Origin of the sequence: Agrococcus sp. BE272 (genome assembly GCF_031457935.1) — a bacterium.
Taxonomy (GTDB): Bacteria; Actinomycetota; Actinomycetes; order Actinomycetales; family Microbacteriaceae; genus Agrococcus; species Agrococcus sediminis.
The window spans coordinates 192,917-210,216 of sequence record NZ_JAVDXL010000002.1 but is presented as its reverse complement, the minus strand read 5'-3'; the positions used below and the strand labels follow the sequence as shown (position 1 = coordinate 210,216).

Sequence of the window (17,300 nt, the reverse complement as noted above, 5' to 3'; positions counted from 1 at the left end):
CGCCACCCCTGTCAGCTGGACCCGGAAGCCTCCGGCTCGCAGGCCGGTCGGTTGGCGCTGAGTCTAGGGCCATGCCCCCGGCACCCGGCAAGGTGGCACACTGTGGCCCGTGAGCACCCAGGCGCGGCCGCGGGCGCGGCCGATCCGCGTGATGCAGTCCTTCCGCACGCCCGGGCCGACGACGAATCCCTACATCCACCTCCTGGATCGGGCGCTCGCTGCGACCGAGGGCGTCGAGCACCTGCGGTTCGACCGGCGGAGGGCCATCCTCGGCAGGTACGACGTGCTGCAGCTCCACTGGCCCGAGACGCTCCTCGGCGGCTCGACGCCCGCCCGCGCGGCCGCGCGGCGCGCGTTCGCGCTGCTGCTGCGCCTTCGGCTCGCGCGGAGCCGCATCGCCGTGGTGCGCACGGTGCACAACGTGCAGCCCCACGAGGCGCTGCCCCGCTGGCAGCAGCGCCACCTCGACTGGATCGAGCGACGCACCGATCTGCGGATCGTGCTCAACGACCGCACGCCGGTGCCCGCCGGCAGCGCGACGGCGCTCATCCCGCACGGCCACTACCGCGACTGGTTCGCTCGTGCCGCCCCGCGCGAGCCGGAGCCGGGCACGCTCGGGTTCGTGGGCCTGGTGCGCCCCTACAAGGGCGTCGAGCAGCTGCTCGACGCGTTCGCGACGACCGCCTCGATCGCCCCGCACCTGCGCCTGCGCGTCGCAGGCAGCCCCGCGGACGCGGCCGTCGAGCGCGAGGTGCGCGACCGGGCCGCGAGGGATCCGCGAGTGGTGCTCGACCTGCGGCACCTCTCCGAGGCGGAGTTCGCGGACACCGTTCTGCAATGCGCCGGACTGGTGCTACCGTACCGTTCCATGCACAACTCGGGCGCAGTGCTGGCGGCCCTCTCGCTCGGCCGCCCCGTGCTCGTGCCGCGCAACGGGATCACCGAGGCGCTGGCCGCGGAGGTCGGCCCCGGGTGGGTCGAGGTGTTCGACGCCCCGCTCGACGGCGCGCACCTCGAGGCGTTCGCCGAGGTCGCCGCGCGGCGGCCGTCGACCCCGCCCGACCTCACGGCGCGCGAGTGGGACGGCGCAGGAGCAGCGCACCGCAGCGCCTTCGACCGCGCGATCGCGATCCGCCGGCGGAGCCGCGCATGACGGCGCCGCGCCTCCGGGTGGTCGTCGCCGTGCCCACGTTCCGCCGCAGCGAGCGCCTGCCGCGGCTCGTCGAGGCCATCCGCGCCGACGCGGCATCCGTCGACGTCGACACGCGCATCCTGCTGGTCGACAACGACCCGGCCGGCTCGGCGCGCGACGTCGCACGGGCCCTCGCCGCCGACTACCTGCTCGAGGAGACCCCCGGCATCGCCGCCGCGCGCCAGGCCGCGCTCGACGCAGCCGCAGGTGACGAGCTGGTGGTCATGCTCGACGACGACCTGATGCCCGAGCCCGGCTGGCTCGAGGGCCTCGTGGATGCGTGGCGGCAGCATCGCGCGGCCGCGGTCATGGGCTACGTGCGGTACGTCTGGCCCGAGGGCACCGACCCCTGGATCGCGGCTGGCGGCTTCATGCGCCGCACGCGCTTCCCGACCGGCACCCCGCTGCGCTCGCTCGCCACCGGCAACGTGCTCATCGACGGAGCGCAGGTTAGGGCCCTCGGTGTCGCGTTCGACGCCTCGCTGGGCCTGTCGGGCGGCTCCGACCTCGACTTCGGCCGCCGGCTGCTGGCAGCCGGCGGCCGCATCGTCGCGTCGGCGGAGTCGGTCGCCCGCGACGACATCGTCGAGGCGCGGACGACGCTCGCCTTCGTGCGCCGGCGCGCGATCTGCCAGGGGCAGGTGCGAGCGCGGCTCCTCAGCCGCGACGACCGCGTCGACGCGGAGCTCGCGAAGCGGGCTGGACACCTGGTCGGCGGCCTCGTGCGCATGCCGGTGTTCGCCCTCGCGGAGGGCTGGGCCCGGGCGCGCGGCGACCTGCCCGCGAGCGCGGTATTCCGGCGGCGCCTGTGGTTCGCCCAGGGGCGCGTGCTCGGCGCCGTCGGACGCGTCACGCACGAGTACGCCCGCGCTGCTCCTGCGGGCTGACCCGAGCCCTGTGCTAGTCTCCGTAACAACGTTCGTAAACGTACGGAGGTGCACATGCCGCAGCGCATCGGCTACGCCGCAGGCGCCTTCGACCTGTTCCACGTCGGCCACCTCAACGTGCTGCGGCACGCGCGCGAGCACTGCGACGTGCTCATCGCCGGCGTCGTGAGCGACGAGATGCTGCTGCAGGTGAAGGGCGTCGAGCCAGTGATCCCCACGCTCGAGCGCGTCGAGATCGTGCGCTCCATCCGCTTCGTGGACCGCGTGCACGTCGAGACCGTGCCCGACAAGCTCGACACCTGGCGCGAGGTCGGGTTCACGCACTTCTTCAAGGGCGACGACTGGCGGGGCACCGAGCGGGGCCTGCGACTCGAGCGCGAGCTCGGCGCGGTGGGCGTCGAGGTCGTCTACTTCCCCTACACGGCGCACACGTCGAGCACGGCCCTGCGGCGCGCGCTCAGCCTGCTCGAGGGCACGGCGGATGCGTCGCCCGCCCTCGCCCAGCACTCCTGACGCCGGGCGCTACGCCCGCGACGCGAGGAAGCTGTAGACCTCGGTCTCGTCGACGCCCGGGAAGGCCCCCGGCGGCAGCGCGGCGAGCAGGTGCGAGTGCGCCCGCGCGCTCGGCCACGCCTGCCCGGCCCAGGCCTCGGCGAGCTCGGCCGGCGGCGTGCGGCAGCACGAGGGGTCGGGGCAGCCCGAGATCGACCGCTCCTTGGTGCCCCTCCCCCGGAACCACTTCGCCTGCGAGAACGGGACGCCGATCGAGAGCGAGAACTCCCCCGACGGGCTTCGCTCGGTCATCGCCGTGCACCAGAAGGTGCCCGAGGGCGTCTCGGTGTACTGCTCGAAGGCGTTGACCTTGTCGGCGACGTCGAACACCTCGCGGCTCGTCCAGCGCTTGCAGACCGGCTGGCCCTCGATGGCGCCGGTGTGATCGGAGGGGAAGGTCACGTCGTCGTTCTCGTACGCCTTGTAGATGATCCCCGACTCGTGCACCTTCTGGAAGTGCAGCGGGATCCCGAGGTGCACGGTCGCGAGGTTCGTCAGCCGGTGCGCGGCCGTCTCGTACGAGACGGCGAACGCGTCGCGCAGGTCCTCGACCGCGAGCTGTCGCTCGTCCTTCGCCGCGCGCAGGAACTCGACGGCGGTGCGCTCGGGCATGAGGAGCGCCGCCGCGAAGTAGTTCGTCTCGATGCGCTGCCGCAGGAAGGCGCCGTAGTCGGCGGGCACCGAGTGCCCGAGCACGTGGTGCCCGAGCGCCTGCAGGAGCACCGACCGCGGGTCGTGGCCGATGCGGGAGGAGCGCGAGAGGTAGATGCGGCGGCGCTTGAGGTCGGTCACCGAGCGCGTCGAGTGCGGCAGGTCGCCGACGTGGTGCACGGTGAAGCCGAGCCGCTCGACGATCGCCGCGATGAGGTGCTGCGAGAGCGGCCCCGACTGGTAGCCGACCTTGTCGAGCATGCGCGCCGCCGCCGCCTCGATCTCGGGGAAGTGGTTGTCGCGCGCGCGCATCTCGGCCCGCAGCTGCGTGTTGGCGCGCCGCGCCTCCTCGGGCGTCGCGACCCGCTCCTCGGCGACCCGGTCGAGCTCATCGACGAGCGCGAGCATCGTCTCGAGCACGTCGTCGGGCGTGCGGGGGCCGATGCGCATCGTCGGCAGCCGCTTCTGCTGCCAGGTCGACGACTGCATGGCGCGCTCGAGCCGCAGCTCGAGCTCCGCGCGCCGCGACGGCGGCTCGATGCCCGTGAGGCGCTCGAGGCTCACGCCGTAGAGCGCGGCGAGCTGCTGCAGCTGCGAGAAGCGCGCCTCGCGCTTGCCCGTCTCGAAGCCCGACAGCTGCGACGGCGCGAGGCCGATGGCGTCGTGCACCGCATCGAGCGTGAGTCCGGCCTGCTTGCGCGCGTGCCGCAGCGCCTTGCCCAGCTGCAGCGCGTCGACCTGCGTGGGCGCGGGCGCCGAGCGCGCCGGTCGGTCCCAGGTGGCGGATGCGGTGCCTCGGTCGGTCATGCGAGCACCATACGGCAGTTCTGCGGGATCTGGCAGAAGTGATGATCTTCACCATGCGAACCGCCGCTCGCTGTGCAGTTCTGCACGCACAGTGGTGGCACGACCGGACGCCGAGGGCGCAGGAGCCCCGGCGCGACAGCAGGAGGACACCATGACCGAGCAGCACGACACGACGATGGCCACCGAGGCGGCCGAGCTCGAGCTCGAGTGGGCGGCGGACGCCCGCTGGAGCGGCATCGCCCGCGACTACAGCGCCGCCGACGTCATCCGCCTCCGGGGCTCCGTCGTCGAGGAGCACACGCTCGCCCGCCGCGGCGCGGAGCGCCTCTTCGACCGGCTGCACGCCGACGAGGCGCCGGTGCGCGCGCTCGGCGCACTCACCGGCAACCAGGCGGTGCAGCAGGTGCGCGCGGGGCTCGAGGCCATCTACCTCTCGGGCTGGCAGGTCGCGGCCGACGCCAACCTCTCGGGCCAGACCTACCCCGACCAGTCGCTCTACCCCGCCAACTCGGTGCCCGCGGTGGTGCGCCGCATCAACAACGCGCTGCAGCGCGCCGACCAGATCGAGCGCAGCGAGGGCCGCCGGGCCGTCGACGACTGGCTCGTGCCGATCGTCGCCGACGCGGAGGCCGGCTTCGGCGGACCGCTCAACGCGTTCGAGCTCATGCGCTCGATGATCACCGCCGGCGCGGCGGGCGTGCACTGGGAGGACCAGCTCGCGAGCGAGAAGAAGTGCGGGCACCTCGGCGGCAAGGTGCTCATCCCCACCCAGCAGCACGTGCGCACGCTCAACGCCGCGCGCCTCGCGGCCGACGTCGAGGACGTGCCGACCGTCATCATCGCCCGCACCGACGCCGAGGCGGCGACGCTCCTGACGAGCGACGTCGACGAGCGCGACCGCCCGTTCCTCACCGGCGAGCGCACGAGCGAGGGCTTCTACGAGGTGCGCAACGGCATCGAGCCGTGCATCGCCCGCGGCCGCGCCTACGCCGAGTACGCCGACCTGCTCTGGATGGAGACCGGCAAGCCCGACCTCGAGGTGGCCCGCCGCTTCGCGGAGGGCATCAAGGCCGAGTTCCCCGACCAGCTGCTCGCCTACAACTGCTCGCCGTCGTTCAACTGGCGCAAGCACCTCGACGACGACCAGATCGCCGCGTTCCAGCGCGAGCTCGGCGCGATGGGGTTCCGCTTCCAGTTCATCACCCTCGCCGGCTTCCACGCCCTCAACCACTCCATGTTCGACCTGGCGAAGGGCTACGCCGAGCACCACATGACGGCCTACGTCGACCTGCAGGAGCGCGAGTTCGCGGCGGAGGCCGACGGCTACACCGCCACGAAGCACCAGCGCGAGGTCGGCACCGGGTGGTTCGACCTCGTCGCCACCGCCCTCAACCCGAGCTCCGGCACGCTCGCGCTCGCCGGCTCGACCGAGTCCGAGCAGTTCCACTGATCCGCACCCACGTCAGGAGCCAGACCATGGACACCACGCGCATCCGCATCACCGCCCACGCCCCCGGTCAGGACCGGGTGCTCACCGACGAGGCGCTCGGCTTCCTGCTGCAGCTGCACGACGCGTTCGAGTGCACGCGCCAGCAGCTGCTGCAGGACCGCCGCCGGCGCCGCGCCGCGTTCGCCGACGGCGACAGCCCCCGCTTCCTCGAGTCGACGCGGCGCATCCGCGAGGACGCGAGCTGGCGGGTCGCCCCGCCCGCTCCCGGGCTCGAGGACCGCCGCGTCGAGATCACCGGCCCCATCGAGCGCAAGATGACCATCAACGCGCTCAACTCGGGCGCGAAGGTGTGGCTCGCCGACTGCGAGGACGCCTCGAGCCCCCTGTGGCGCAACGTCATCGCGAGCCAGGTGAACCTGCAGGACGCGATCCGCGGCACCATCGGGTTCACGAGCCCCGAGGGCAAGGAGTACCGGGTGACGGCCGCCGAGACGCCGACGATCGTCGTGCGGCCGCGCGGCTGGCACCTCGACGAGCACCGCATCCTCGTCGACGGCAAGCCCATGTCGGGATCGCTCGTCGACTTCGGGCTCCACGTGCTCCACAACGCCGACGACCTCATCGCCGCCGGCCGGGGCCCGTACTTCTACCTGCCGAAGCTCGAGAGCCACCACGAGGCGCGGCTCTGGAACGACGTGTTCGTCATGGCGCAGCAGCTGCTCGTGCTGCCGCAGGGCACGATCCGGGCCACCGTGCTCATCGAGACGATCACCGCGGCGTTCGAGATGGAGGAGATCCTCTTCGAGCTCCGCGAGCACTCGGCGGGCCTCAACGCCGGCCGCTGGGACTACCTGTTCTCGATGATCAAGGCGTTCCGGCTCCGCGGGCCGGAGTTCGTGCTCCCCGACCGCGCACGCCTCACGATGACCGCGCCGTTCATGCGCGCCTACACCGAGCAGCTGGTGCGTGCGTGCCACCGCCGCGGCGCGCACGCGATCGGCGGCATGGCGGCCTTCGTGCCGAGCGCGAAGGACCCGGAGGCGACCGAGCGCGCGCTCGCGGCGGTCGCGAGCGACAAGGCGCGCGAGGCGGGCGACGGCTTCGACGGCTCGTGGGTCGCGCACCCCGGCCTCGTCGAGACCTGCCGGAGCGCGTTCGACGCGGTGCTCGGCGACCGTCCCAACCAGCTCGAGCGCACCCGCGAGGACGTGCCGGTCGACGGCGCGGCGCTCATCGACCTCTCGACGACCGAGGGCGACATCACCGAGGCGGGGCTCCGCTCGAACATCGAGATCGGCATCCGCTACATGGAGGCGTGGCTGCGCGGGCACGGCGCCGTCGCGATCCACTCCCTCATGGAGGACGCGGCGACCGCCGAGATCTCGCGCTCGCAGGTGTGGCAGTGGATCCACAACGAGTCGGCCACCGCCGACGGCCGCACGATCACGCGCGAGCGCTGCGAGGCCATCGTCGACGAGCTGGCCGCGGGCTTCGACCGGAGCCCGGGAAACCGCTACCGCGAGGCGATCGCGCTGTTCCGCGAGATCGCGCTCGAGGAGACCTACCCGGCCTTCCTCACGCTCGCCGGCACCGAGCGCTACCTGGGCGACGGCGCCGAGCGGCCCATCACCGGTCCCATCCCGGTGCAGGAGCGCGTCGCGGCCTGAGCGGCGCGGGTGCAGACCGGCGACGGATGCGCGGGGCGGGGTCCGAGGGATCCCGCCCCGTCGTCCGTGTCAGGCGTGGCTCGCCTTCGCGGCCCGCAGGCTCTCGAGCAGCTTCGCTCGCAGCTCCTCGGGGGCGCGGTCCTTGCAGGCGCCCTGCAGCGCGGCGGTCAGCATCTCGCCGACGTGGTGCTCGGCCGAGCACTCCTCGCACTCCGCCAGGTGCGCGCGCACATCCGCGGCGTCCTCGGCGCAGAGCTCGTGGTGCAGGTACTCCTCGAGGGCGGCACGGGCCTCGGTGCAGTCCTTCTTGGCCTCAAGCGTCTCGCTCACGGCTTCTTCTCCTTCACGATGGTGTCCTGCACGGCGATGCCCTGCTCCCGGGCGTAGTCGGCCAGCAGGCCTCGCAGCAGCTTGCGGCCGCGGTGCAGGCGGCTCATGACGGTGCCGACGGGGGTCTCCATGACCTCGGCGGTCTCGGCGTAGCTGAGCCCCTCGACGTCGACCCAGTAGACCGCCATGCGGAAGTCGACCGGCACCTGCTGCAGCGCGTCCTTCACGATCCCGGAGGGCATCCGGTGGATCGCCTCGGCCTCGGCGCTGCGCGACGACATGGCGGTGAACGACTCGGCGTCGCCGATCTGCCACTCCTCCAGGTCGTCGAGGGGCGCCTCGAACGGCCTGCGCTGCTGCTTGCGGTAGGTGTTGATGTAGGTGTTGGTCTGGATGCGGTACAGCCACGCCCGCAGGTTCGTGCCCTGCTGGAACGAGTCGTACGCGGCGTAGGCCTTGAGCAGGGTCTCCTGCACGAGGTCGGCGGCGTCGGCCGGGTTGCGCGTCATGCGCATGGCGGCCGCGTAGAGCTGGTCGGCGTACTGCATCGCCTGCTCCACGAAGTCGTCGCGCTTGGCCTCGTCACGCTGCTCGTCCATCGCGGGCGAGTCTAGTGTCGCCGTCGGCGCCATGACCGTCGTCCCTGCCACAGGCCCCTCCTCTGCTGTCGCTGCCCGACCGATAGATTGCAACCGATGAGCCCGCTCGAGCATTCCCGCCCCTGGACCGCGCCGACCGCGACCGCGCGCCTCGACGCCCGCGTGCAGCTGCCCGGCTCGAAGAGCCTCACGAACCGCGCGCTGCTGCTGGCGGCCCTCGCCGACGCGCCCTCGACGCTGCACCGGCCGCTGCGCAGCCGCGACGCGCAGCTCATGACCGCGGGGCTGCGCGCGCTCGGAGCCGACATCCGCGAGGCGCCCGGCGACGGCCGATTCGGCCCCGACCTCGTCGTCGCCCCCGGCCCCGTCGTGGGCGGCGCATCCATCGACTGCGGGCTCGCCGGCACGGCGATGCGCTTCCTGCCGATCATGGCGGCGCTCGGCGACGGCCCGGTCGCGTTCGACGGCGACCCGCACGCGCGGAAGCGCCCCATGGACCGGACGATCGAGAGCCTGCGCGGCCTCGGCGTGCGGGTCGACGCCGACGAGCCGCGCCTGCCGTTCACCGTGCACGGCGCGGGGCGGGTGCGCGGCGGCGAGCTCGAGATCGACGCGAGCGCCTCGAGCCAGTTCGTCTCGGCGCTGCTGCTCGTCGCCGCCCGCTTCGACGAGGGCCTCACGCTGCACCACCGGGGCGAGCGGCTGCCGTCGCTGCCGCACATCGAGATGACGCTCGCGGCGCTGCGGCAGCGCGGCGTCGACGCCCGCGCGATCGGCGAGGCCTCGTGGCGGGTCGAGCCCGGCCCGATCGGGGCGCTCGACGAGCGCATCGAGCCCGACCTGTCGAACGCCGCGCCGTTCCTCGCGGCCGTGGTCGCGGTGGGCGGCCGGGTCGTGCTCGACGGCTGGCCGGACGGGACGACGCAGGTGGGGCGGCTGCTGCCCGAGCTGCTCGCCCCGTTCGGCGCCACGTCGTCGGTCGCCGACGGCTCGCTCACGATCGAGGCCGTCGGCGGCGAGATCCCCGGCGCGACGCTCGACATGCACGCCGCGGGCGAGCTCGCGCCGACCATCGTGGCGCTCGGCGCGCTCGCGTCGGGCCCGGTCGAGGTGACCGGGATCGGCCACATCCGCGGGCACGAGACCGACCGCATCCAGGCCCTCGTCGACGACATCGCCGCGCTCGGCGGCACCGCGACGGCGCTGCCCGACGGCATCCGCGTGGAGCCGGCACGCCTGACCGGCGGCCCGTGGCGCGCCTACGACGACCACCGCATCGCGACCGCCGGCGCGGTCGTGGGCCTCCGCGTGCCGGGCGTCGAGGTCGACGACATCGGCGCGACGGCGAAGACCATCCCGGAGTTCCCGGAGCTGTGGGCCGCGATGCTCGCGGGTGAGCTGGAGTGAGCCGCGCATGAGCTGGATGACCGAGCACGAGGACCCGTACGAGCAGTACGACGAGTCGAGCGTGCGCGAGCGCCCGAACCCGAAGGCCAACCGGCCGCGCTCGAAGCAGCGCCCCGAGCACGAGGACGCCGTCACCGGCATCGTCACCGCCGTCGACCGCGGCCGGTACACGCTCGCGGTGCGGATCGACGAGCAGGACGAGGCGATCGTCACGGCCGCCCGCGCGCGCGAGCTGCGCAAGCAGGCGATCGTCGCCGGCGACCGCGTCGACGTCGTGGGCGACACGACCGGCGAGACGGGCTCCCTCGCCCGCATCGTGCGCATCCAGCCGCGCACGACCGTGCTGCGCCGCTCCGCCGACGACACCGACGTGGTCGAGCGGGTCATCGTCGCGAACGCCGACGTGCTGCTCATGGTCGTCGCCGCCGCCGACCCCGAGCCGCGGCCTCGGCTCGTCGACCGCTACCTGGTCGCCGCGCTCGACGCCGGGATCACGCCGATCATGGTCGTGACGAAGACGGATGTCGCCGACCCCGAGCCGTTCCTCGCGAACTTCGCCGGGCTCGACATCGAGGTGTGGCGCTCGTCGATCGACGACCCGCCCGTCGACGCGCTCCGCGAGCGGCTCGACGGCCACACGACCGTCGCGGTGGGGCATTCGGGCGTCGGCAAGTCGACGCTCGTCAACGCGCTCGTGCCGGATGCCAAGCGCGCCGTCGGCCACGTGAACGCCGTCACCGGCCGCGGCCGCCACACCTCGTCGTCGACGGTGTCGTTCAAGCTCGGCTCCGGCTGGATCATCGACACCCCGGGCGTGCGCTCCTTCGGGCTCGGCCACGTCGCCACCGCGAACGTGCTGCGCGGCTTCCCCGACCTCGCCGAGGTCGCCGAGGACTGCCCGCGCGGCTGCACGCACCTCGTCGACGAGCAGTACTGCGAGCTCGCGATCGCGGCCGCGGACGGCCGCCTCGAGCCGCGCCGCGTCGACTCGATGCAGCGCATGCTCGGCACGCTCGTCGCCGCGCGCGAGCAGCGCCATCAGGAGTGACGCGCCGCCGTACGCTGGGATCGTGACCGGCTACGACGACGACCTCGACCTCGCCCTGCGGCTGGCGGATGCCGCCGACGCCATCTCGATGGAGCGCTTCGGCGCGCAGGACCTCGAGGTGACGACGAAGGCCGACACCACCCACGTCACCGACGCCGACCGCTCGGTCGAGCAGCGCATCCGCGCCGTGCTCGCCGAGGAGCGCCCCGACGACGCGATCTTCGGCGAGGAGTTCGGCACCTCGGGCGACGCGAGCCGCCAGTGGATCATCGATCCGATCGACGGCACCGCGCACTTCCTGCGCGGCGCACCCATCTGGGCGACGCTCATCGCGCTCGCGGTCGACGGGCGCCCGGTCGTGGGGGTCGTCTCCTCCCCTGCGCTCGGCGCGCGCTGGTGGGCCGCCGAGGGGCAGGGCGCGTGGACCGACCCCGCGCGGCCGCGGCCCATCCGGGTCTCGGGCGTCGGCGCGCTGTCGGACGCGGTGCTGTCGTACAACGCGATCCAGGGCTGGGACGGCGCGGGCCGGATCGACGACCTCGTCGCGCTGCAGCGCGACGTCTGGCGGGCGCGCTCCTACGGCGACGCGTGGAGCTACATGCTGCTCGCGGAGGGCAAGGTGGATGCGGTGGCCGAGTTCGACCTGAAGCCGTACGACATGGCCGCGCTCGTGCCCGTCGTGCAGGAGGCCGGCGGCACCTTCACCTCGGTCGACGGGCAGCCGGGCCCCTGGCACGGCTCGGCGCTCGCCACCAACGGGCGCCTGCACGACGCGCTGCTGGAGCGACTCGCGCGCTGAGGCTCGCCGCGGCTGTCGCTCCGATCGCGACGGGCGCATACTGGCGCCATGGCCGACTGCTGCGACTCGCGCGGGTGCGCGGAGGAGTTCGACGCCGCGTTCGCCGAGCGGATGGCGGCGCGCTACCGCCGGCGCGGCCTCACCCGCGCCGAGCGGCGCCTCGTCGACTTCCTCGCGGCCGAGGGCGTGCGGGGCGCGACCGTGCTCGAGATCGGCGGCGGCGTGGGCGAGATCGGGCTCGAGCTGCTGCGGCGCGGCGCCGAGCGCTGCACGACGCTCGAGCTGTCGTCGGCCTACGACGAGCAGGCGGCGCGGCTCGCCGCCGATGCGGGCGTGACCGACCGGGTGCGGCGGCGCATCGTCGACCTCGCAGCCGAGCCCGAGGCGGTCGAGCGGGCCGACCTCGTGGTGCTGCACCGGGTCGTGTGCTGCTACCCCGACGCCGGGCGCCTGCTCTCGGCCGCGGCCGGCCGGTGCCGCCGACGGCTCGCGTTCACCCACCCGAGCCGCGATCCCGCCTCGCGCCTCGGCTCGGCGGTCGAGAACGCGCTCGCCGGCACCCGCGGCATCCGCTACCGCTCCTTCCTCCACGCGCCGAGCGCCATGCTGCGCGCGCTCGAGGAGGGCGGGATGCGTCCGGTGCTGCCCGGCCGCGGGTGGCCGTGGCGGGTGCAGGGCCTCGTCGCGGCCTGAATCAGCCCGCGGCGGCCGCCTCGAGCGCCGCGACGTCGAGCTTCTGCATCGTGAGCATCGCGCGGGTGACCTCCGCCGAGCGCGGCGTCTGCATGAGCTCGCCGAGCTGCTTCGGGATGACCTGCCACGAGACGCCGAAGCGGTCGCGGCACCAGCCGCACTGCGACTCGGCGCCGCCGTCGGCGATCAGCCCCTCCCAGAGCCGGTCGACCTCCTCCTGCCCGTCGACGGTGACCGAGATCGACACCGCCTCGGACTGCGGGAACTGCGGCCCGCCGTTCAGCAGCTGGAAGGGGGCGCCGCCGATCGTCAGGTCGACCGTGAGGGCCTCGCCCGCGGGCGCGTCGCCGGGCCACGGGTTGTCGCCGGCCGGGATCCGCAGCACGTCGGTGATCTGCGAGCCCGGCACGAGCGAGACGTAGAGCTCGGCGGCCTCCTCGATGCGGCCGTCGAACCAGAGCACTGTGCGCACGTCGGTCATGGGGGCCATGATGCTCCTCGGCGCGCGCCTTGGGTAGCCTCGGATCCATGCGCGAGATCACGCCCGCCGAGGCCGCCGCCCTGCCGATCGTCGACGTGCGTGAGCCGCACGAGTGGCAGGCGGGGCACGCCGACGGCGCCATCCACATCCCGATGACCGAGATCGTCGCCCGCGTGGCCGAGGTGCCCGACGGCGCGGCGATCATCTGCCGCTCCGGCGCCCGCAGCGCCCAAGTGGTCGCCTACCTCGCGCAGCAGGGACTCGACGCGGCGAACGTCGAGGGCGGCACGCTGCGGTGGGCGGCCGAGGGCCGGCCGATGACCGGCCCCGTGGTCTGAGGTGGCGCGCTCCCCCGCCGACTCCGACGCGATCGCCCGGGCCGCGGCCCGGCTGTTCGTCGACCGTGGCTACGCGGCCACGACGGTGCGCGACATCGCTGCCGCGGCCGACGTCGATCCCGCGGTCGTCATCCGCCGCTTCGGCTCCAAGGAGGCGCTGTTCCTGCGCACCATGGAGTCGGAGGAGCTCGCGCGGGCATGGCGGGCGACGCTCGACGGCCCGCTCGGCACCTTCGGCGAGCGGTGCGCCGCGGCGCTGCTCGACAGCCGGCAGGACACCCGCGGCGTCTTCCTCGCGCTGCTGCGCGCGAGCGACGCCGAGGGCGTCGGCTCGCGGCTGCGCGACGCGCACGAGGAGCGCTTCGTGGCGCCGCTGCGCGAGCGGCTGGGCGGGGGCGATGCCGCCGACCTCCGCGCACGGCTCGCCGCGGCCGCGGCCGGTGGGCTGCTCTACGCCCTGTGGGCGGTGGGCGACGAGGCGCTCGACGCCGATCGGGACGCGCTCGTGCGCCGCTACGGCGCGGTGATCCAGGCGGCGATCGCGTAGCATCGCCTCAAGGCGTCAACTTAGTTGACGACCGACTCGAGGAGGAGACCCATGGAGATCACCGAGCGCACCTTCGTCGTCACCGGCGGCGGCAACGGCATCGGCCGCGAGGTCGTGCTGCAGCTGCTGCGCCGCGGCGCGCGCGTCGCAGCCGTCGACCTGAGCGAGGAGGGCCTCGCCGAGACCGCGCGGCTCGGCGCCGCGGGCGCCCGGCTCTCCACGCACCGGCTCAGCGTCGCCGACCGCGCCGCCGTCGAGGCGCTGCCCGACGCGGTGCTCGCCGCGCACGGCCAGGTCGACGGCCTGCTCAACGTCGCCGGCATCATCCAGCCGTTCCAGCGCATCGGCGAGCTGCCCTTCGAGCAGATCGAGCGCGTCATGCAGGTGAACTTCTGGGGCGTCGTGCACACCGTGACCGCGTTCCTGCCCCTCCTGCGCGCGCGGCCCGCCGCATCCGTCGTCAACGTGTCGAGCATGGGCGCGCTCGCGCCGGTGCCCGGCCAGTCGGCGTACGGCGCCAGCAAGGCGGCCGTCAAGCTGCTCACCGAGGGCATGCACGCCGAGCTCGAGGGCACGCCCGTCGCCGTCACGGTCGTCTTCCCCGGCGGCGTCGGCACGAACATCACCGGCAACTCGGGCGTCACGATGCGGCGCACCGCCGATGCCTCGGCGTCGGCCGGCTCGCTCACGAGCCCCGAGGACGCGGCGCGGCAGATCGTCGAGGCCGTGGCCTCCGGCGCGCCCCGCGTCGTCATCGGCAAGGACGCCCGGGCGCTCGACCGGCTCGCGCGCCTCATGCCCTCGAAGGTCGGCGGCATCATCGCCAAGAAGATGCGGGGCCTGCTCGACTGAGCAGACCCCGCAGTGCTCGCGTGCTCAGCCGACGACGAGCTTCTTGTTCATGAACTCCTCCATGCCGTGCGGGCCGAGCTCGCGGCCGAAGCCCGAGCGCTTCGTGCCGCCGAAGGGCATGTCGACGTCCTCGGAGCCGGCGCCGTTGATCGACACCATGCCGGCGTCGAGGCGGTCGGCGACCGCGAGGGCGAGCTCGGGGTCGGTGCACCAGACGCGCGCGCCGAGGCCGAAGGGCGTGCCGTTCGCGATGCGCACGGCGTCGTCGACGTCCTTCGCACGGTAGACGGTGCCGACCGGCCCGAAGAGCTCCTCGCGGTAGGCCTGCATCTGCTCGGTCACCCCGCCGAGCAGCGCGGGCGCGACGCGGGCGTCGCCGCCGTCGTCGAGCGAGCCGGCGAGCACCTCGGCGCCCTCCGCGACGGCCGACGCCGTCTGATGGCGCAGCCGCTCGGCGGCGGCCTGCGACGACAGGGGGCCCACGAGGGCGTCCTCGTCGCCCGGCTCCCCCACCGGCACCGCGGCGATCGCGGCGCCGAGCCGCGACGCGAAGTCGTCGTAGAGCTCGTCGAGCACGATGAAGCGCTTCGACGCGTTGCAGGACTGGCCCGAGTTCTCGAGCCGCGTGTCGACCGCCGCCTGCACCACGGCATCCATGTCGTCCGCCGACAGCACCACGAAGGGGTCGGAGCCGCCGAGCTCGAGCACGACCTTCTTGAGGTGGCGGCCGGCGACCTCGGCGACGGCCGCGCCCGCGCGCTCCGAGCCGGTCAGCGAGACGCCGCGCACGCGCGGGTCGGGGATGACGATGTCGGCGATCTGCTCGTTCGTCGCGAAGATGTTCTCGTACGCGCCGGCCGGCAGGCCCGCCTCGGCGAGGATCTCGGCGATCGCGGTGGCCGACCACGGGCACTGCGGCGCGTGCTTCAGCAGCACCGTGTTGCCGAGCATGAGGTTCGGGAAGGCGAAGCGCGCGACCTGGTAGTACGGGAAGTTCCAGGGCATGATGCCGAGGACCACGCCCTGCGCCGACTTGCGGATGCGCGCGTCGACGCCGGAGCGCACCTCGAGCACCTCGTCGGCGAGGAAGGCCTCGGCGTTGTCGACGTAGTACTGCACGATCTCGCCCGAGAACTCCGCCTCGGCGATGCCCTGCCCGAGCGGCTTGCCCATCTCGGTGCGGATGATCTCGGCGAGCTCCCGCGAGCGCGACGCGAACGCGTCGGCGGCCCGGCCGAGGATCGCCGCGCGCTCGGCCATCGGCGTCGTGCGCCACGGCTCGTACGCCGCGTCGGCGCGCTCGATCGCGGCGCGGATCTCCTCGTCGGTCGCCGTCGGGAACTCCTTGACGACCTGGCCGGTGTAGGGGTCGGTGACCCGGTACTCGCTCACGCTGCCTCCTCGCAGGATCGGATGATCCCAGCGTAATGGGGCGGCGGCGAGGGGCTCTCACAGCGTGCGACTCGACCGATGGTGGAGATGGGGGGAATCGAACCCCCGTCCAACGCTCGGACCGTGCGGCTTCTCCGGGTGCAGCTCAGGGGTGGCGTTCTGCTCGGCTCCGACCTTTGTCCTGAGCACCTAGGTCGACGAGCCCAGTCACAGGAAAAGTCCCGCGATGCCCTGTGACGCAGCATCGCAGCAAGCCCTCTTCATGACGCCAGGGTCCGGAGCGAGGGCGTCTCCGGTCTGACGGACTTCAGGCTCGCTTAGGCAGCGAGGGCGAAGTCGGTGCGCTTTGCGTTGGCACCTATGGGTTTGCAGGGGGCGTTGAAGAGATGACCCTGCATCCTCTACCCGCTTCCCGCAGCGACTGAGACGATGTCGAAACCGATCATCCCCGTGCTGGGTGCGAGTCGCACGCTGTGGAGTTGTCAAGGCCGGATGCGTCCGGCGCGCTGGCGGGGCCAGCCCACCATGGTACCGCGCCGGGCCGTCGCCCGGCAAGCGTCAGCCGAACAGCAGCTCCGCCTCGCGGTAGCGGTGGTCGGGCACGCGCTTGAGGTCGCCGAGCGCATCCGCCATCCGCACGCGCACGATGTCGGTGCCGCGCAGCGAGACCATCGAGCCCCACGCCTCGTCGGTGATCGCGTCGATCGCCGCGAGGCCGAAGCGGGTCGCGAGCACGCGGTCGGCGCCGCTCGGCGCGCCGCCGCGCTGGATGTGGCCGAGCACGGTCGCGCGCGACTCGATGCCGGTGCGCTCCTCGATCATCGGCGCGATGACCTCGCCGATGCCGCCGAGGCGCGGACGGTTGAAGGCGTCGAGCCCCTTGCGCGAGTACTCCTCCTCCATCCCCTCGAGCTTGAAGCCCTCGGAGACGACGACGAGCGGCGCGCGCCGGCGGTCGTAGACCGACTGCACGTACTCGCAGATCCACTCGATCGAGCGCGGCTGCTCGGGGATGAGGGTGACGTGCGCGCCGGTCGCGATGCCGGTGTGCAGCGCGATCCAGCCGACGTGCCGGCCCATCACCTCGAGCACCATGCAGCGCATGTGCGAGTCGCCGGTGGTGCGCAGGCGGTCGCCCGCCTCCGTGGCGATCTGCACGGCGGTGTCGAAGCCGAACGTGTAGTCGGTGGCGTCGAGGTCGTTGTCGATCGTCTTCGGCACGCCCACGATCGGGATGCCGTCCTCGGCGAGGCGGTTGGCCGCCGCGAGGGTGCCCTCGCCGCCGATCGCGATCACCGCGTCGATGCCGAGCCGCTCGAGCGTCGCGGCGATCTTGGCCGGCCCGCCGTTCGGCCCCTCGTAGGGGTTCGTGCGGCTCGTGCCGAGGATCGTGCCGCCGATGCGCGACGTGCCGCGCACCGACGAGCGGTTGAGCACGCGCACGTCGCCCTCGACGAGGCCGCGGTAGCCGTCGCGGATGCCCACGAACTCGAGGCCGTGGTGCACCATGCCGGTGAGCACGGCGGCGCGGATGACTGCGTTGAGTCCGGGGCAGTCGCCGCCGGACGTGAGGATGCCGACTCGCATTTCGCCTTCCACCGGAGGGCC

General features: G+C 73.4%; 18 protein-coding genes and 1 other RNA gene. 12 read left to right on the top strand and 7 right to left on the bottom strand.

From position 1 onward, the window contains the following. Positions 1-109 precede the first annotated feature (109 nt). Genes J2X49_RS07430 through J2X49_RS07420 form a run of 3 tightly spaced genes read left to right on the top strand, consistent with a single transcriptional unit; the run spans position 110 to position 2,592 of the window. Positions 110-1,153, top strand: a complete 1,044-nt coding sequence (locus J2X49_RS07430) for a glycosyltransferase (RefSeq protein WP_310124476.1) — start codon at positions 110-112, stop codon at positions 1,151-1,153. Further along, positions 1,150-2,079 (top strand): glycosyltransferase, encoded by a 930-nt coding sequence (locus J2X49_RS07425; protein ID WP_310124473.1) that lies wholly within the window; start codon positions 1,150-1,152, stop codon positions 2,077-2,079. Before J2X49_RS07430 ends, J2X49_RS07425 begins: the two co-directional genes overlap by 4 nt. A 54-nt stretch (positions 2,080-2,133) precedes the next feature. After that, positions 2,134-2,592, top strand: coding sequence for an adenylyltransferase/cytidyltransferase family protein (locus tag J2X49_RS07420; RefSeq protein WP_310124471.1), 459 nt, complete (start codon positions 2,134-2,136; stop codon positions 2,590-2,592). Between the two features lie 9 nt (positions 2,593-2,601). Here the strand turns inward: J2X49_RS07420 and J2X49_RS07415 are convergent, their stop codons facing one another. Further along, on the bottom strand, positions 2,602-4,089 hold the full coding sequence (locus J2X49_RS07415; protein WP_310124468.1) for a helix-turn-helix domain-containing protein: 1,488 nt from the start codon (positions 4,087-4,089) through the stop codon (positions 2,602-2,604). A gap of 151 nt (positions 4,090-4,240) precedes the next feature. Here J2X49_RS07415 and aceA point away from each other — a divergent pair, with 151 nt between their 5' ends. Together aceA and aceB are read left to right on the top strand one after the other, a co-directional pair. Further along, positions 4,241-5,539 (top strand): isocitrate lyase, encoded by a 1,299-nt coding sequence (gene aceA / locus J2X49_RS07410; RefSeq protein ID WP_310124467.1) that lies wholly within the window; start codon positions 4,241-4,243, stop codon positions 5,537-5,539. Positions 5,540-5,565: 26 nt separating this feature from the next. Beyond that, the gene (gene aceB, locus J2X49_RS07405) at positions 5,566-7,206 is read left to right on the top strand and encodes a malate synthase A (protein WP_310124464.1); all 1,641 of its coding nucleotides are present in this window, start codon (positions 5,566-5,568) and stop codon (positions 7,204-7,206) included. Between the two features lie 69 nt (positions 7,207-7,275). Here aceB and J2X49_RS07400 read toward each other — a convergent pair whose 3' ends face one another. Further along, complete coding sequence (locus J2X49_RS07400; RefSeq protein WP_310124462.1) at positions 7,276-7,536, bottom strand: zf-HC2 domain-containing protein; 261 nt, start codon at positions 7,534-7,536, stop codon at positions 7,276-7,278. Next, the gene (locus tag J2X49_RS07395; RefSeq protein ID WP_146356973.1) at positions 7,533-8,168 is read right to left on the bottom strand and encodes a sigma-70 family RNA polymerase sigma factor; all 636 of its coding nucleotides are present in this window, start codon (positions 8,166-8,168) and stop codon (positions 7,533-7,535) included. Before J2X49_RS07395 ends, J2X49_RS07400 begins: the two co-directional genes overlap by 4 nt. 63 nt (positions 8,169-8,231) lie before the next feature. Between J2X49_RS07395 and aroA the strand changes: the two genes are divergently transcribed. The 4 genes from aroA to J2X49_RS07375 are packed head-to-tail and all read left to right on the top strand — an operon-like array spanning position 8,232 to position 12,082. Next, on the top strand, positions 8,232-9,542 hold the full coding sequence (gene aroA, locus J2X49_RS07390; protein ID WP_310124458.1) for a 3-phosphoshikimate 1-carboxyvinyltransferase: 1,311 nt from the start codon (positions 8,232-8,234) through the stop codon (positions 9,540-9,542). A gap of 7 nt (positions 9,543-9,549) precedes the next feature. After that, entirely contained in the window at positions 9,550-10,590 is a 1,041-nt protein-coding gene (rsgA, locus tag J2X49_RS07385) for a ribosome small subunit-dependent GTPase A (RefSeq protein WP_310124456.1), read from the top strand. 22 nt (positions 10,591-10,612) lie between these two features. Further along, complete coding sequence (gene hisN, locus J2X49_RS07380; protein ID WP_310124452.1) at positions 10,613-11,389, top strand: histidinol-phosphatase; 777 nt, start codon at positions 10,613-10,615, stop codon at positions 11,387-11,389. Positions 11,390-11,437: 48 nt separating this feature from the next. Next, on the top strand, positions 11,438-12,082 hold the full coding sequence (locus tag J2X49_RS07375) for a methyltransferase domain-containing protein (RefSeq protein WP_310124450.1): 645 nt from the start codon (positions 11,438-11,440) through the stop codon (positions 12,080-12,082). A 1-nt stretch (position 12,083) separates the two neighbouring features. Here J2X49_RS07375 and J2X49_RS07370 read toward each other — a convergent pair whose 3' ends face one another. Continuing rightward, positions 12,084-12,563 carry a VOC family protein gene (locus J2X49_RS07370; RefSeq protein WP_310124447.1) on the bottom strand — a complete coding sequence of 160 codons (480 nt, stop codon included), beginning with the start codon at positions 12,561-12,563 and terminating at the stop codon, positions 12,084-12,086. A 47-nt stretch (positions 12,564-12,610) separates the two neighbouring features. Between J2X49_RS07370 and J2X49_RS07365 the strand changes: the two genes are divergently transcribed. Genes J2X49_RS07365 through J2X49_RS07355 form a run of 3 tightly spaced genes read left to right on the top strand, consistent with a single transcriptional unit; the run spans position 12,611 to position 14,300 of the window. Continuing rightward, on the top strand, positions 12,611-12,901 hold the full coding sequence (locus J2X49_RS07365; RefSeq protein WP_246991600.1) for a rhodanese-like domain-containing protein: 291 nt from the start codon (positions 12,611-12,613) through the stop codon (positions 12,899-12,901). A gap of 1 nt (position 12,902) precedes the next feature. Next, positions 12,903-13,448, top strand: a complete 546-nt coding sequence (locus J2X49_RS07360; RefSeq protein WP_310124438.1) for a TetR family transcriptional regulator — start codon at positions 12,903-12,905, stop codon at positions 13,446-13,448. Between the two features lie 51 nt (positions 13,449-13,499). Continuing rightward, positions 13,500-14,300: an SDR family oxidoreductase gene (locus J2X49_RS07355; protein ID WP_310124435.1), complete on the top strand. Its 801-nt coding sequence runs from the start codon at positions 13,500-13,502 to the stop codon at positions 14,298-14,300. A gap of 24 nt (positions 14,301-14,324) precedes the next feature. On the opposite strand, the gene J2X49_RS07350 is transcribed toward J2X49_RS07355, so the two are convergent. The 3 genes from J2X49_RS07350 to J2X49_RS07340 form a co-directional block, all read right to left on the bottom strand. Next, the gene (locus tag J2X49_RS07350) at positions 14,325-15,692 is read right to left on the bottom strand and encodes an aldehyde dehydrogenase family protein (RefSeq protein WP_310124434.1); all 1,368 of its coding nucleotides are present in this window, start codon (positions 15,690-15,692) and stop codon (positions 14,325-14,327) included. Positions 15,693-15,771: 79 nt separating this feature from the next. Further along, positions 15,772-16,142: a transfer-messenger RNA gene (gene ssrA, locus J2X49_RS07345) on the bottom strand. Positions 16,143-16,250: 108 nt separating this feature from the next. After that, on the bottom strand, positions 16,251-17,279 hold the full coding sequence (locus J2X49_RS07340) for a 6-phosphofructokinase (RefSeq protein WP_246991608.1): 1,029 nt from the start codon (positions 17,277-17,279) through the stop codon (positions 16,251-16,253). Between the last annotated feature and the right edge of the window lie 21 nt (positions 17,280-17,300).

Bases quoted from the DNA above. Each gene is read 5' to 3' on its own strand.
- J2X49_RS07370 (WP_310124447.1), bottom strand. From the start codon at position 12,563: ATGACCGACGTGCGCACAGTGCTCTGGTTCGACGGCCGCATCGAGGAG.
- J2X49_RS07395 (WP_146356973.1), bottom strand. From the start codon at position 8,168: ATGGCGCCGACGGCGACACTAGACTCGCCCGCGATGGACGAGCAGCGT.
- aceB (WP_310124464.1), top strand. From the start codon at position 5,566: ATGGACACCACGCGCATCCGCATCACCGCCCACGCCCCCGGTCAGGAC.
- J2X49_RS07425 (WP_310124473.1), top strand. From the start codon at position 1,150: ATGACGGCGCCGCGCCTCCGGGTGGTCGTCGCCGTGCCCACGTTCCGC.
- J2X49_RS07415 (WP_310124468.1), bottom strand. From the start codon at position 4,089: ATGACCGACCGAGGCACCGCATCCGCCACCTGGGACCGACCGGCGCGC.
- aroA (WP_310124458.1), top strand. From the start codon at position 8,232: ATGAGCCCGCTCGAGCATTCCCGCCCCTGGACCGCGCCGACCGCGACC.
- aceA (WP_310124467.1), top strand. From the start codon at position 4,241: ATGACCGAGCAGCACGACACGACGATGGCCACCGAGGCGGCCGAGCTC.
- J2X49_RS07340 (WP_246991608.1), bottom strand. From the start codon at position 17,279: ATGCGAGTCGGCATCCTCACGTCCGGCGGCGACTGCCCCGGACTCAAC.
- J2X49_RS07375 (WP_310124450.1), top strand. From the start codon at position 11,438: ATGGCCGACTGCTGCGACTCGCGCGGGTGCGCGGAGGAGTTCGACGCC.
- J2X49_RS07355 (WP_310124435.1), top strand. From the start codon at position 13,500: ATGGAGATCACCGAGCGCACCTTCGTCGTCACCGGCGGCGGCAACGGC.
- J2X49_RS07420 (WP_310124471.1), top strand. From the start codon at position 2,134: ATGCCGCAGCGCATCGGCTACGCCGCAGGCGCCTTCGACCTGTTCCAC.
- rsgA (WP_310124456.1), top strand. From the start codon at position 9,550: ATGAGCTGGATGACCGAGCACGAGGACCCGTACGAGCAGTACGACGAG.
- J2X49_RS07365 (WP_246991600.1), top strand. From the start codon at position 12,611: ATGCGCGAGATCACGCCCGCCGAGGCCGCCGCCCTGCCGATCGTCGAC.